Below are 12,520 nucleotides of genomic sequence, written 5' to 3' on the forward strand. Positions count from 1 at the left end.
GTATTTAGGCATGCAGAAAGAAAAGCTTTCCGCTCTGATGGATGGTGAAACTCTTGATAGCGAACTGATGAGTTCTTTATCAAAAGATAACGAACTGCAACAAAGCTGGCAGAGTTATCACTTAATCCGTGACACTCTGCGCGGTGACGTTGGTGAAGTCATTCATCTTGATATTGCTAGCCGCGTGGCTGCTGCACTGAAAGATGAACCCGTCCGCTTCGCACCAGCTGCCGTGCCTGAATCTCAACCTCAGCCGCATCTCTGGCAGAAAATGCCGTTCTGGAACAAAGTGCGTCCCTGGGCTAGTCAACTTACCCAAGTTGGCATGGCTGCCTGCGTTTCTCTGGCGGTGATTGTGGGGGTTCAGCAATACAACCAGCCAGCAACAGACACTATGCAGTCTGAATCTCCGGCCTTTAATACCTTGCCAATGATGGGCAAAGCATCGCCAGTCAGTTTTGGTGTGCCGGTTGATGGAACTTTTGGCAACAGTCAGCAAAAGCAGGTTCAGGAACAGCGTCGCCGTGTCGATATGCTGAGCCAGGATTTTGAATTGCAGCGCCGTTTACCGCAGGATCCGCTACAACAAGAACAGTCTGTATCGCCGCAAGCCGCTATTCAGGTGCCTGGAACTCAGTCCTTAGGAATGCAACAGCAGTAATGAAGCAACTTTTGTTATCCGTCTGTTTACTGACGGGCGGCCTGTTCGTGCCAATAATCGCCTCTGCTCAAAATGAACCAGAGGCGTTGTTGCAAGAAATGGGCAGTGCCAGTCAGTCACTCAACTATGAGCTAGGCTATATTAATGTCAATAACCAAGGGATTGATTCTCTTCGTTATCGCCATGCTATATCTGAAGGCAAAGCGTTAGCTCAGCTATTACGCATGGATGGACCTCGCACCGAGGTTCTTCAGCGCGGTACTGAAATTAGCTATTTCGAACCTGGCTTCGACCCTTTTACTCTGGCCGGTGATCACATAGTCGATGCTTTGCCTTCCATCGTGTTTTCTAATTTCAAAAATCTGGCCAAATATTACGACTATATTGCCGTGGGGCGAGCGCGCGTAGCCGATCGCCCCTGCCAGGTTATTCGTGTTGTAGCCAAAGATGGCACGCGCTATAGCTATATTATCTGGCTAGACGAAACGACAAAATTACCGATGCGCATCGATCTCTTGGATCGCGATGGAGAAACGCTGGAGCAATTCAGAGTGATATCCATGGGGGTAGGTACGCCGATTCAAACGGTATTGCAAGGTATGAAAGCTCTTGAGCTACCACCATTGCTCGCTTTACCTGCGAAACAAAAAGTCGATTTCGTCTGGGCTCCAGCTTGGCTGCCTTCGGGAATGGTCGAAGTTTCTCGCAGCCGTCGAACTCTACCGAATCTGGATACGCCAACGGAAACTCGATTGTATACCGACGGATTGTTCAGCTTTACGGTGAACGTAAACCCGGCCGATAAGAATGCTGTGACCGGGCAATCTTTGCGTCAGGGGCGCCGTACCGTTGAAAGTGAAGTACGCAATGGCGCTGAAATTACCGTTGTAGGTGAGATTCCTCCCGCTACGGCGAAACGTATTGCCGGCAGCGTTGTGTTAAAGGCTAAGAAATAATGATGAAGGAATGGGCCACGGTGATTTCGTGGCAACAGGGTATAGCGTTGCTGCGCTGTGAGCCTCATGCCGGCTGCGGTAATTGTCATGCCCGCGGCGGCTGTGGCAGCGACCTGTTGAATAAACTTGGCCCAGAATCTCAACATCAGCTTCAAGTCGCTATCGATCAACCGCTTGAACCGGGTCAACGGGTTGAAGTGGGAATCAGCGAAGGCAGCTTGCTACGTTCGGCGATGTTGGTTTACCTGACGCCGCTTTTCGGGCTGATTGCCGGTGGCGCATTATGTCAGAATATCTTTGTGACCGAGGCAATGACCGCGGTTGGTGCGGTATTAGGCGGAATAGCCGGTTTTTTACTTGCTCGAAGGCTGGCGGCTAAGGTTGAGGAGCGGGCTGATTATCAACCGGTTGTATTGCAAATAGGTTTACCGCCGACGGCGCTGAGAATCCAGCAAGATTGATTTCAAATTAGTGATTTATCGGGCTGTGATAGGCTGGTATGCGGTTTTGAATCATATGTTGAATTAAGGCAATAAACAGATCTGCGCTGATTAATTCCGCATAATTTATCGAAAATAAAACACTCCCTTCATCATCAAGCAGGCGTATCGACTCGTTATTATTGCCCTTACTCCCAGTTTCAATTCTCCGTATATTCTCGATATCAATGACGCGTTGCTGCGTGGTTAAAGTGCGTGCGTTCAGCCTAATGGCATGGGGAATAACCTCAACCAGGTCATGATCAATAAATTGATTAAACCAAGACGGTTTTTTGTTAACCACATCAAAGTTGATTATTTCTCCCTGAAATAGTCGGGTAAGACAGGCGTCGCCAGCATGGCTAACCTGTTGATAAACGATATTTCGCATCAAGGGGTTAGCTCCCATGATATTAGAAACGATAATATTCCATTGCTGGTGGTGTGAGGCGCGAAATGCCATTGCGTTTATCTTTCCCCTTGGATTAATCCCCAAGTGGAAATGGTAAATATGCGTGATTTTATCAAAAGGAATGAAATAAACTTTTTCACTGTAATGATTAAATACCCGAACGCCATTCTCATATAAGAAATAGGTAAAGTCCGGCGTGATATATAACCGGGAATAAAGCAGGACGCTCAGGGATAATGCCGCCAGCAGAATGCACAACACCAATAATATTGAAGGCGTAGAAAATACATTGGTTGCCGTTGCCAATGTGATAATCACCAGTGTCATTACTATAATAAAGGCGACGGAAGCCAGTGTCAGTTTTGAGTTTTTCTTACTAAACTCGTGGCGGCTGAGAATTGGGCCTTCATCGATCATCAGACCTCCTTAATGGCGATAAAACGGTTTCACCATTTAGGTTATTCCAAGGTGATTTTTATATTCTAGGTGAGGCGAATATTGACGATATGAGGTTTTTCCTAAAGTGAATGGGTATTTCTGAAAAGACATCAGTTACCTCAATGAGAAAATAATAAGTGACTTAGGAGGAGAGCCAAGAAGAGAATGACGTAGGTTTCTTTGAGCATATCTCCCAAATCCGCCCAATAACCACTTTATTTAAATGGATTTAAACTCTGATATAAATCAGCAACATAAAAATACGGCGCGTTAAGCTTTAATGCGACTATCCTTTAAGCCGAGCGACTCGCGGTTCCGGTATTCATATTAATGCCAATGATGGGCCGCTATTGCTCTCGAGGAGTGTCCTGACAGAGCGACTTGATTTCATCTGAAAGCAAGGATAATAGTAAGGATTGGCATGAGGATGACTAGGTTTTCATTGTCTTGACATGTAGAATACCGCGACTTAGGCGAAAGACAGCCAACCTAACAACTTACAATACTGACTGTCGCTTTATGTCCATGCGTGTGTCCATAGGCGAATGATTCAGAAATACCAAGGCAGAAAAACTTTTATAATGAAGCATATACGAAATTTCTCCATTATTGCCCATATTGACCACGGTAAGTCGACGCTGTCTGACCGTATTATCCAGATTTGTGGCGGTTTAAGTGAGCGCGAAATGGCCGCGCAGGTTCTGGATTCCATGGATCTGGAGCGTGAGCGCGGGATTACCATCAAGGCACAAAGCGTGACCTTGGATTATCGTGCTCAGGACGGTCAAACTTATCAGCTCAACTTTATCGATACTCCCGGTCACGTAGACTTCTCTTATGAGGTTTCCCGCTCGCTGGCGGCCTGTGAAGGCGCACTGCTGGTGGTGGATGCTGGGCAGGGCGTTGAAGCCCAGACATTAGCCAACTGCTATACCGCGATGGAAATGGATCTGGAAGTGGTTCCGGTTTTGAACAAAATCGACCTGCCAGCCGCCGATCCTGAACGCGTAGCGGAAGAGATTGAAGATATCGTCGGTATCGATGCTGCTGACGCCGTGCGCTGCTCGGCGAAAACCGGTGTTGGTGTACCTGATGTGCTTGAGCGTCTGGTGCGTGATATTCCGCCGCCAGAGGGCGATCCGGAAGCTCCATTACAGGCGCTGATCATCGACTCATGGTTCGATAACTATCTGGGCGTTGTTTCTTTGATCCGTATTAAAAACGGTACCTTGCGCAAAGGCGACAAGATCAAAGTGATGAGCACTGGCCAGACCTATAACGCTGACCGCTTGGGTATCTTCACGCCAAAACGTATTGACCGCGAAGTGTTGAACTGTGGCGAAGTAGGCTGGTTGGTCTGCGCGATTAAAGACATTCTTGGCGCGCCAGTCGGCGATACGCTGACGCTGGCTCGTCAACCGGCGGAAAAATCCCTGCCGGGCTTTAAGAAAGTGAAACCGCAGGTTTATGCCGGTTTGTTCCCAATCAGCTCTGATGATTACGAAAGCTTCCGTGATGCGCTGGGTAAATTGAGCCTGAACGACGCGTCTCTGTTCTATGAACCAGAGAGTTCTACTGCGCTGGGTTTTGGTTTCCGCTGTGGTTTCCTTGGCTTGCTGCATATGGAAATCATTCAGGAACGTCTGGAACGTGAATACGATCTGGAACTGATTACCACTGCGCCAACCGTAGTGTATGAAGTGATTACCACTAGTCAGGAAACCGTTTATGTTGATAGTCCGTCTAAGCTACCGGCACTGAACAACATTGAAGAGTTGCGCGAGCCTATCGCAGAGTGTCATATGCTGTTGCCGCAAGAGTATCTGGGTAACGTTATTACACTGTGTATCGAGAAACGTGGCGTACAGACCAACATGGTTTACCACGGTAACCAGGTGGCGCTGACCTACGAAATCCCGATGGCAGAAGTGGTGCTGGACTTCTTTGACCGCCTGAAATCAACGTCACGCGGCTATGCGTCCCTGGACTATAATTTCAAGCGTTTCCAGACCTCTGACATGGTCCGCGTTGACGTTTTGATCAACAACGAACGTGTTGATGCACTGGCTCTGATTACTCACCGTGACAACGCTCAATATCGTGGTCGCGATTTGGTCGAGAAGATGAAAGAGCTGATTCCGCGCCAGCAATTCGATATTGCAATTCAGGCGGCTATCGGCAACCACATCATTGCGCGTTCAACCGTGAAACAGCTGCGTAAAAACGTATTGGCGAAGTGTTACGGCGGTGATGTTAGCCGTAAGAAAAAGCTGTTGCAGAAGCAGAAAGACGGTAAAAAACGTATGAAGCAGGTGGGTAACGTTGAGTTGCCACAAGAGGCTTTCCTGGCCATTCTGCACGTTGGCAAAGACGGAAAATAAGTTGTAAGGAGTTTGAATGGCTAACATGTTCGCCTTGATTCTGGCCGTAGCTACGCTGGTCACAGGGATTATCTGGTGTTTCGAGCGTTTCAAATGGGCGCCGGCACGTCAGGCAAAAATTGCGGCTATCAATGCCCAAACAGCGGGCACGGTAGATGAGAAAGCTTTATCTAAAGTTGCTCGTCAGCCTGGCTGGATCGAGACCTGTGCTTCGATTTTCCCGGTGCTGGCGCTGGTGTTTATCGTGCGTTCATTCATTTATGAGCCATTTCAGATTCCGTCTGGATCGATGATGCCAACTATGCTGATCGGCGATTTTATTCTGGTGGAAAAGTATGCCTACGGCATTAAAGATCCTATTACCCAGACGACGCTGATCCCAACGGGACATCCGAAACGCGGCGACGTGGTGGTATTTAAGTATCCGCTGGATCCTCGGGTTGATTACATCAAGCGTGTGGTTGGTTTGCCGGGAGATCGGGTTAGTTACGATCCTATTGCCAAACAAGTAACGGTGCAGCCAGCCTGCAATACTGGTCACTCTTGTGATAGCGCGTTAGCCATTACTTACAGCGAATCTGTGCCGAGCGAATTCGTCCAGACTTTCCGCTTCAGCGGTATGGGCGAGTCTTCGGCCGGATTCTTCCAGATTCCGACCAATAAGCCGGTTCCAGATGATGGTGTACGTTTGCGTCAGCGCAGCGAAAGTTTAGGGCCGGTTTCCCATCAGATTCTGATGGTGCCGGGTCGGAACGATCAGATTGGTGCTTATTATCAGCAGCCAGACCAGCCGCTTGGCGTTTGGGTGGTTCCGGAAGGTCACTACTTTATGATGGGTGATAACCGGGATAATAGTGCGGATAGTCGCTTCTGGGGCTTCGTCCCTGAGCGCAATCTGGTGGGTAAAGCCACTGCTATCTGGATGAGTTTTGAAAAGCAGGAAGGTGAATGGCCAACGGGTGTGCGTTTAAGCCGTATTGGTGGAATTCATTAATCTGAGCGGTATCCTGATTGACTGGCGCTGTTGGCTGGCAATAATCCGATAAATCCCGATAAGCTGATCGACATCAGCAATTTGGGCGGTGAATGCCCCAACAACGCCAGAATTTCAATTAATAAGGGTATATATAAACGCAGCATTATGTTTCCACACGTTGTAGAATAACCTTTCGAGCGATAAAAGTTGGCTTCCTGTTGGAGGCACTGCAAACGAAACAGCTTTGTGTTGGCTTGGGCGAAGCAGACCTGTTCCGTATGCTGTAGTTTTTGACGCATTCTTGATCTATTGGTAACTCATGAATCCCATCGTAATAACCAGGCTACAGCGGAAGCTGGGCTATACTTTTCAACAGCAGGATCTCTTGCTGCAAGCTCTGACTCATCGCAGCGCCAGCAGCAAACACAATGAGCGTTTAGAGTTCCTGGGTGACTCAATTCTGAGTTTTGTTATCGCCAATGAGTTGTATCACCGCTTCCCTCGCGTAGACGAGGGCGACATGAGTCGGATGCGGGCAACCTTGGTTCGAGGCAATACTCTCGCCGAAATGGCCCGTGAATTTGACCTTGGCGAATGTTTACGCCTTGGCCCGGGTGAATTGAAGAGCGGCGGTTTTCGTCGTGAATCCATTTTGGCAGATACGGTAGAAGCCCTTATCGGCGGTGTGTTCCTCGATAGCGGTATTCAAACGGTCGAACGGCTGATTTTGGACTGGTATCGTAGCCGGTTAGATGAAATCAGCCCCGGTGACAAGCAGAAAGACCCAAAAACGCGTTTGCAGGAATACCTGCAGGGTCGCCATCTGCCGTTACCTTCTTACCTGGTTGTGCAGGTTCGCGGAGAAGCACACGATCAGGAATTTACTATCCACTGCCAGGTCAGTGGCTTGAGCGAGCCGGTAGTCGGTACTGGGTCAAGTCGTCGTAAAGCTGAGCAGGCAGCAGCGGAACAAGCGCTGAAACAGTTGGAGCTTGAATGAGCGAAGTAGAAAAAACGTATTGTGGTTTTATTGCAATTGTTGGTCGTCCGAACGTGGGCAAATCAACCTTGCTAAACGAGTTGTTGGGTCAAAAGATTTCCATCACCTCGCGTAAGCCGCAGACAACCCGCCACCGGATTATGGGCATCCATACTGAAGGGCCTTATCAGGCTATCTATGTGGATACCCCGGGGCTGCATATTGAAGAAAAACGTGCCATCAACCGTTTGATGAACCGAGCGGCTAGCAGCTCGATTGGTGACGTGGAATTGGTTATTTTTGTTGTCGAAGGAACTAACTGGACCGCCGACGATGAAATGGTCGTGAATAAACTGCGCAGCTTGAAATGCCCGGTTCTGTTGGCTATCAACAAAGTGGATAACGTCACGGATAAAACCAAGCTGTTGCCACATATTCAGTTCCTGAGCCAGCAGATGAATTTCCTTGATGTGGTGCCAATCTCTGCGGAGAAAGGCATGAACGTGGACACCATCGCGGCCATCGTGCGTAAGCATATGCCGGAAGCTGAACATCATTTCCCGGAAGAATACATCACCGACCGTTCCCAGCGCTTTATGGCGTCGGAAATTATTCGTGAAAAATTGATGCGCTTCCTGGGTGAAGAACTGCCTTACTCGGTTACCGTAGAAATCGAGCAGTTTGTGCCGAATGAACGTGGTGGTTACAACATCCACGGTCTGATTCTGGTTGAACGTGAAGGCCAGAAAAAAATGGTTATCGGTAACAAAGGTGCCAAGATTAAGACTATTGGTATCGAAGCCCGTCAGGACATGGAACAAATGTTTGATGCCAAAGTGCATCTTGAACTGTGGGTGAAAGTGAAATCAGGCTGGGCCGATGACGAACGTGCATTGCGCAGCTTAGGCTATACCGACGATCTGAAATAAGACTCGTCGATGGAAGGTTGGCAGCGCGCATTTGTTTTGCATAGTCGCCCTTACAGCGAAACCAGCCTGATGCTGGATTTGTTTACCGAAGGGGAAGGGCGCATGCGAGTTTTGGCCAAGGGTGCGCGTGGCCGACGTTCCAATTTAAAAGGCTGTTTACAGCCTTTTACGCCATTACTGGTTCGCTGGGCCGGTCGTGGGGAAGTGAAAACACTACGTAATGCGGAGCCGGTTTCTCTGGCGCTGCCACTCAGCGGATCGATGCTTTACAGCGGGCTGTACGTTAACGAACTACTGTCTCGCGTACTGGAGCACGGTACTAACTATTCTGCATTATTCTTCGATTATCTCCATTGCTTACAAGCCCTTGCCGCAACGGACGGTTCCCCTGAACACGCTTTACGTCAGTTCGAGCTGGCTATGCTATCCAGTCTGGGTTACGGCGTGGATTTTCTCCATTGCGCCGGGAGTGGGCAAGCCGTCGCTGACACCATGACTTATCGCTATCGGGAAGAGAAAGGTTTTATCGCCAGTTTGGTGGTGGACCACTACAGTTTTACCGGACGGCAGCTACAGGCATTGGCCAGTCGGGAGTTTCCCGATGCTGATACATTACGTGCCGCCAAGCGTTTTACTCGAATGGCGTTGAAACCTTATTTGGGCGGTAAACCGCTTAAAAGTCGTGAATTATTCAGACAATTTGTAATAAAACCTCCTGCCGACCCGACGCAGACATCCTGATTTTATTGATTTTTAATCCGTTCTGTATCAACTTTCCCCGATCCTAACCTATCCGCTGCGCCTGCACTCGGTGTAAACTGCGGGCTGTTAACCTATCTTACTACGGGCTTTTCTGGAGGGCTGTCATGGCTGATTTGCTGCTAGGCGTTAATATCGATCATATCGCTACGTTACGAAATGCGCGTGGTACTCACTATCCCGATCCGGTTCAGGCGGCTTTCATTGCCGAACAGTCTGGTGCTGACGGTATTACCGTTCATTTACGCGAAGATCGCCGTCATATTACCGATAGAGACGTACGGATTTTGCGTCAGACCATTCAGACTCGAATGAACCTGGAAATGGCCGTCACGGACGAGATGCTGGACATCGCTTGCGACATTCAGCCACACTTTTGCTGTCTGGTGCCGGAAAAACGTCAGGAAGTGACCACCGAAGGCGGGTTAGACGTTGCCGGTCAGATCGACAAAATGACGTTGGCTGTTGGTCAGCTTACCGACGCGGGGATTCTGGTTTCGCTGTTTATTGATGCCGATATGCGCCAGATTGACGCCGCGGTGGCGGTAGGTGCACCTTACATTGAGATTCATACCGGCGCTTATGCTGATGCTAAATCCGATCTGATTCGTCAGGCGGAGCTGATGCGTATTGCCAAAGCGGCGGCCTATGCCGCTGGCAAAGGTCTGAAAGTGAATGCCGGACACGGCCTGACTTATCATAACGTTCAGCCTATTGCTGCCTTACCTGAAATGCATGAACTGAATATCGGTCACGCGATTATCGGCCAGGCGGTGATGACCGGCTTGCCGGCTGCGGTTTCCGAAATGAAAACCTTAATGCGGGAAGCGCGTCGCTGATGGCTATTTTGGGGCTGGGTACTGATATTGTTGAAATCTCACGTATGGAAGCTGTGGTGAATCGCAGTGGAGAGCGGCTGGCAAAGCGAGTTCTCAGCCCGGCAGAATGGCAACAGTATCAGCAACATCAGCAGCCGGTGCGGTTTCTGGCTAAGCGTTTTGCGGTGAAAGAAGCGGCAGCTAAGGCGTTTGGCACCGGTATTCGCAACGGACTGGCATTCAATCAGTTTGAAGTCGTCAATGACGTTTTAGGCAAGCCGACGCTGCACTTACATGGCCGCGCTGCGGAGCTGGCGCTGGAGCTGGGCGTGGCATCTCTGCATGTTTCTTTAGCGGATGAACGGCGCTATGCCTGTGCAACGGTGATAATTGAGAGTTAATCAGGATTTAATCGATTCGGATCTTGGCAAGGGCGTATTTATACGCCCTTTGTTGCAACTGCGGCGCGGTTACAGGCGGTCGGCGTGATGCAGCAGAACGTATTTATCCCATAGCTGCTCGTTAGTTTCGACGCAGGCCGGATCGGTAATAATAGTGTTATCAATCGGGCAAACCAATTGGCAGGTAGGCGTTTCGTAGTGGCCGACGCACTCTGTACAGCGCATTGGATCAATTTGATAAATTTCTTCGCCCATCGTAATAGCCTGATTCGGGCACTCCGGTTCGCACATATCGCAATTAATGCATTTACGCGTGATCAACAGGGCCATGAGTTCGCTACCTTTGGTGTGGGGGACATAAATCAGCCGGCGATTATACCGCTATCATCGCCTTAGACCAGTTTTTTCACCAGATTTGCGCTGTGGTTGATGTGGTCTTGCGCCTGATCAAAATCTTGCTGGATGATTGCCATAAAGAGCAAATCGGTGAGAGCAAACTGAGCGGTGCTGGAGGAGATTGCCGCGCTGCGAATGGCCGGTTCTTCCGCAATGGTATACAAACAATGATCGGCGCGTTGCTGTAGGCCATTAGGGGAAAAACTGGTGAGTGCCAGCACCTTGGCTCCCGCAGCCCGCGCTTCCTCCGCCGCCAGATTCACTTCCCTTCGTTCGCCGCTGAAAGATATGGCAAGCAGTAAATCCTGTGGACTCATGGCCTGAACCGTCGCTAATTGTACGTGCATATCCGCTTCGGCTACCGCCATAATGCCGATTTTCAACAACTTATAGGATAAATCCTTCGCCACAAGTCCAGAAGCACCGATCCCCAGTAGGATAACTCGACGAGCATTTTTCAGCATTTCCAGCGCCATGAGCAGGCGTTCTTCACTGTTGATATCCAGCGTGGCGCGTAGAGCGGCCTGCTTTTCTGCCAATAGCTTTTCACCTACGGTTTTTAAACCATCGGTACTGAGAATCTGATTATGTACTTTCACCGCGGCCTGCGGTGTGGCCACCACTTCGCTCAACGCCAGTTTTAGCGCCGGAAAGCCTTTATATCCCAGTTTTTGAGCAAATTTCACTACGCCAGACTGGCTGACTCCGGCCATTTGCGCCAATTTCTGCGAGCTGAGATGCCGCGCCTGTTCAGGATTTTCCAGCAGAAAATCAGCCAGTTTTCGGTCGTTTTGCGCCAATGTAGGGTAGATCTGTCGTATGCGTAGAAGACTGCTCATAACACCATTCCTGAAAGCGGGAAGACATTCTGCCATGTTTAGCGCTAAAAAATCAGATCGGGCGCATGGATAGGGTTAACTTACCGATTTTTGTGATCTCTGCTCTAAAGATAGCCAAAAACACTCGCCTTGTTGAATATAATATTCAATTATAAATATATTAATGTGAATTAAAAATTCAATGAGGTGACGTATGAACTTAGGTACTTTGGTATCAGAAAGCCGTAATCCGGCAACAAGGGATCTGGATAAATTATCCACCCTGGAAATGGTGGAGCGTTTTAACGATGAAGATCGTAAGGTTCCCGATGCGATTCGTTTAGTGTTACCTGAAATTGCGCAGGCGGTTGATTTAGCTGCCGAAGCTTTGAAGGCTGGCGGGCGTCTGATCTATCTGGGAGCGGGAACCAGCGGTCGTCTGGGCGTATTAGATGCATCCGAGTGCCCACCCACTTTTGGCGTGCCTCACGGATTAGTGATCGGCCTGATTGCCGGTGGGCCGGGAGCCTTACTGAAGGCGGTAGAGGGGGCGGAGGACAGCCTGACATTAGGTGCGGAAGATTTACAGGCATTGAAGTTAACCTCCACGGATATGGTGGTTGGCCTGGCCGCTTCCGGTCGCACGCCCTATGTGATCGGCGCTTTGCGCTATGCTCGCGAGTTAGGTTGCCCAACGGTTGCGATTTCCTGTAACCCTGACTCACCTATTGCGCGGGAAGCGCAGCTGGCAATTTCCCCCGTAGTAGGGCCGGAAGCGTTAACCGGTTCAACGCGGTTAAAATCCGGAACTGCGCAAAAGCTGGTGCTGAATATGCTGTCTACTGGCGCGATGGTGAAATTGGGCAAGGTGTATCAAAACCTGATGGTGGATGTAAAAGCCACTAACGTGAAGCTGGTGGATCGCGCCTGCCGCATCGTGGCGGAAGCCACCGGCGCAGGAAGGGAAGAAGCGGAAAATGCGCTGAAACAGACCGATTTTGAGGTTAAACCGGCGATTTTGATGATCCTGAAAGGCGTTGGCGCAGAGCGGGCTCGGCAGGATTTGGCGCAGCATAATGGTTATCTGCGCGCCGCTTTATAGCGCTCAGCCTGAGGA

The 12,520-nt window shown here is 49.6% G+C and carries 15 protein-coding genes; 11 read left to right on the forward strand and 4 right to left on the reverse strand.

From position 1 onward, the window contains the following. Positions 1 to 10: 10 nt before the first annotated feature. From rseA to rseC, 3 genes are read left to right on the forward strand one after another with little or no spacing between them, the layout of a single operon-like run. Positions 11 to 661, forward strand: coding sequence for an anti-sigma-E factor RseA (gene rseA / locus ACQ4OC_RS04875; protein WP_064516778.1), 651 nt, complete (start codon positions 11 to 13; stop codon positions 659 to 661). Then, entirely contained in the window at positions 661 to 1,617 is a 957-nt protein-coding gene (gene rseB, locus ACQ4OC_RS04880) for a sigma-E factor regulatory protein RseB (protein ID WP_064516779.1), read from the forward strand. The genes rseA and rseB overlap by 1 nt, the downstream gene beginning before the upstream one ends. Next, complete coding sequence (rseC, locus tag ACQ4OC_RS04885; protein WP_064516781.1) at positions 1,617 to 2,078, forward strand: SoxR-reducing system protein RseC; 462 nt, start codon at positions 1,617 to 1,619, stop codon at positions 2,076 to 2,078. Before rseB ends, rseC begins: the two co-directional genes overlap by 1 nt. Before the next feature lie 7 nt (positions 2,079 to 2,085). Here rseC and ACQ4OC_RS04890 read toward each other — a convergent pair whose 3' ends face one another. Beyond that, complete coding sequence (locus tag ACQ4OC_RS04890) at positions 2,086 to 2,925, reverse strand: hypothetical protein (RefSeq protein ID WP_064516783.1); 840 nt, start codon at positions 2,923 to 2,925, stop codon at positions 2,086 to 2,088. A gap of 602 nt (positions 2,926 to 3,527) precedes the next feature. Here ACQ4OC_RS04890 and lepA point away from each other — a divergent pair. Continuing rightward, positions 3,528 to 5,327 carry a translation elongation factor 4 gene (gene lepA / locus ACQ4OC_RS04895; protein WP_064516786.1) on the forward strand — a complete coding sequence of 600 codons (1,800 nt, stop codon included), beginning with the start codon at positions 3,528 to 3,530 and terminating at the stop codon, positions 5,325 to 5,327. 16 nt (positions 5,328 to 5,343) lie between these two features. Beyond that, positions 5,344 to 6,321, forward strand: a complete 978-nt coding sequence (gene lepB, locus ACQ4OC_RS04900; RefSeq protein ID WP_064516788.1) for a signal peptidase I — start codon at positions 5,344 to 5,346, stop codon at positions 6,319 to 6,321. Here the strand turns inward: lepB and ACQ4OC_RS04905 are convergent. Continuing rightward, positions 6,318 to 6,602 (reverse strand): hypothetical protein, encoded by a 285-nt coding sequence (locus ACQ4OC_RS04905; RefSeq protein ID WP_064516790.1) that lies wholly within the window; start codon positions 6,600 to 6,602, stop codon positions 6,318 to 6,320. The two genes, lepB and ACQ4OC_RS04905, sit on opposite strands and share 4 nt — an antisense overlap. A gap of 20 nt (positions 6,603 to 6,622) precedes the next feature. On the opposite strand from ACQ4OC_RS04905, the gene rnc reads away from it, so the two are divergent. The 5 genes from rnc (at position 6,623) to acpS (ending at position 10,189) form a co-directional block, all read left to right on the forward strand. Continuing rightward, positions 6,623 to 7,303, forward strand: coding sequence for a ribonuclease III (rnc, locus tag ACQ4OC_RS04910; protein WP_049601836.1), 681 nt, complete (start codon positions 6,623 to 6,625; stop codon positions 7,301 to 7,303). Further along, positions 7,300 to 8,211, forward strand: a complete 912-nt coding sequence (gene era, locus ACQ4OC_RS04915; RefSeq protein ID WP_049601833.1) for a GTPase Era — start codon at positions 7,300 to 7,302, stop codon at positions 8,209 to 8,211. The genes rnc and era overlap by 4 nt, the downstream gene beginning before the upstream one ends. A gap of 9 nt (positions 8,212 to 8,220) precedes the next feature. Then, positions 8,221 to 8,952: a DNA repair protein RecO gene (recO, locus tag ACQ4OC_RS04920; RefSeq protein WP_064516792.1), complete on the forward strand. Its 732-nt coding sequence runs from the start codon at positions 8,221 to 8,223 to the stop codon at positions 8,950 to 8,952. Between the two features lie 125 nt (positions 8,953 to 9,077). Beyond that, entirely contained in the window at positions 9,078 to 9,809 is a 732-nt protein-coding gene (gene pdxJ / locus ACQ4OC_RS04925) for a pyridoxine 5'-phosphate synthase (protein WP_064516794.1), read from the forward strand. Further along, positions 9,809 to 10,189, forward strand: a complete 381-nt coding sequence (gene acpS, locus ACQ4OC_RS04930; protein ID WP_064516796.1) for a holo-ACP synthase — start codon at positions 9,809 to 9,811, stop codon at positions 10,187 to 10,189. The genes pdxJ and acpS overlap by 1 nt, the downstream gene beginning before the upstream one ends. 69 nt (positions 10,190 to 10,258) lie before the next feature. Here acpS and ACQ4OC_RS04935 read toward each other — a convergent pair whose 3' ends face one another. Then, the gene (locus tag ACQ4OC_RS04935; protein ID WP_064516798.1) at positions 10,259 to 10,519 is read right to left on the reverse strand and encodes a YfhL family 4Fe-4S dicluster ferredoxin; all 261 of its coding nucleotides are present in this window, start codon (positions 10,517 to 10,519) and stop codon (positions 10,259 to 10,261) included. 62 nt (positions 10,520 to 10,581) lie between these two features. Beyond that, a complete protein-coding gene (locus ACQ4OC_RS04940; RefSeq protein ID WP_064516800.1) occupies positions 10,582 to 11,424 on the reverse strand; it encodes a MurR/RpiR family transcriptional regulator in 843 nt (280 codons plus the stop codon). 193 nt (positions 11,425 to 11,617) lie between these two features. Here ACQ4OC_RS04940 and murQ point away from each other — a divergent pair, with 193 nt between their 5' ends. Continuing rightward, positions 11,618 to 12,505: an N-acetylmuramic acid 6-phosphate etherase gene (gene murQ, locus ACQ4OC_RS04945; RefSeq protein ID WP_430970995.1), complete on the forward strand. Its 888-nt coding sequence runs from the start codon at positions 11,618 to 11,620 to the stop codon at positions 12,503 to 12,505. The last annotated feature ends 15 nt before the right edge of the window (positions 12,506 to 12,520 follow it).

The sequence above is a fragment of the Yersinia sp. J1 genome (assembly GCF_050586585.1).
GTDB classification, from domain to species: Bacteria; Pseudomonadota; Gammaproteobacteria; order Enterobacterales; family Enterobacteriaceae; genus Yersinia; species Yersinia entomophaga.

What these genes read in the sequence shown, in the direction of transcription:
- rseC (WP_064516781.1), top strand. Translation starts at nt 1,617, where the DNA reads ATGATGAAGGAATGGGCCACGGTGATTTCGTGGCAACAGGGTATAGCG.
- recO (WP_064516792.1), top strand. Translation starts at nt 8,221, where the DNA reads ATGGAAGGTTGGCAGCGCGCATTTGTTTTGCATAGTCGCCCTTACAGC.
- rseA (WP_064516778.1), top strand. Translation starts at nt 11, where the DNA reads ATGCAGAAAGAAAAGCTTTCCGCTCTGATGGATGGTGAAACTCTTGAT.
- ACQ4OC_RS04935 (WP_064516798.1), bottom strand. Translation starts at nt 10,519, where the DNA reads ATGGCCCTGTTGATCACGCGTAAATGCATTAATTGCGATATGTGCGAA.
- ACQ4OC_RS04940 (WP_064516800.1), bottom strand. Translation starts at nt 11,424, where the DNA reads ATGAGCAGTCTTCTACGCATACGACAGATCTACCCTACATTGGCGCAA.
- lepA (WP_064516786.1), top strand. Translation starts at nt 3,528, where the DNA reads ATGAAGCATATACGAAATTTCTCCATTATTGCCCATATTGACCACGGT.
- acpS (WP_064516796.1), top strand. Translation starts at nt 9,809, where the DNA reads ATGGCTATTTTGGGGCTGGGTACTGATATTGTTGAAATCTCACGTATG.
- lepB (WP_064516788.1), top strand. Translation starts at nt 5,344, where the DNA reads ATGGCTAACATGTTCGCCTTGATTCTGGCCGTAGCTACGCTGGTCACA.
- rseB (WP_064516779.1), top strand. Translation starts at nt 661, where the DNA reads ATGAAGCAACTTTTGTTATCCGTCTGTTTACTGACGGGCGGCCTGTTC.
- rnc (WP_049601836.1), top strand. Translation starts at nt 6,623, where the DNA reads ATGAATCCCATCGTAATAACCAGGCTACAGCGGAAGCTGGGCTATACT.
- ACQ4OC_RS04905 (WP_064516790.1), bottom strand. Translation starts at nt 6,602, where the DNA reads ATGCGTCAAAAACTACAGCATACGGAACAGGTCTGCTTCGCCCAAGCC.
- era (WP_049601833.1), top strand. Translation starts at nt 7,300, where the DNA reads ATGAGCGAAGTAGAAAAAACGTATTGTGGTTTTATTGCAATTGTTGGT.
- pdxJ (WP_064516794.1), top strand. Translation starts at nt 9,078, where the DNA reads ATGGCTGATTTGCTGCTAGGCGTTAATATCGATCATATCGCTACGTTA.
- murQ (WP_430970995.1), top strand. Translation starts at nt 11,618, where the DNA reads ATGAACTTAGGTACTTTGGTATCAGAAAGCCGTAATCCGGCAACAAGG.
- ACQ4OC_RS04890 (WP_064516783.1), bottom strand. Translation starts at nt 2,925, where the DNA reads ATGATCGATGAAGGCCCAATTCTCAGCCGCCACGAGTTTAGTAAGAAA.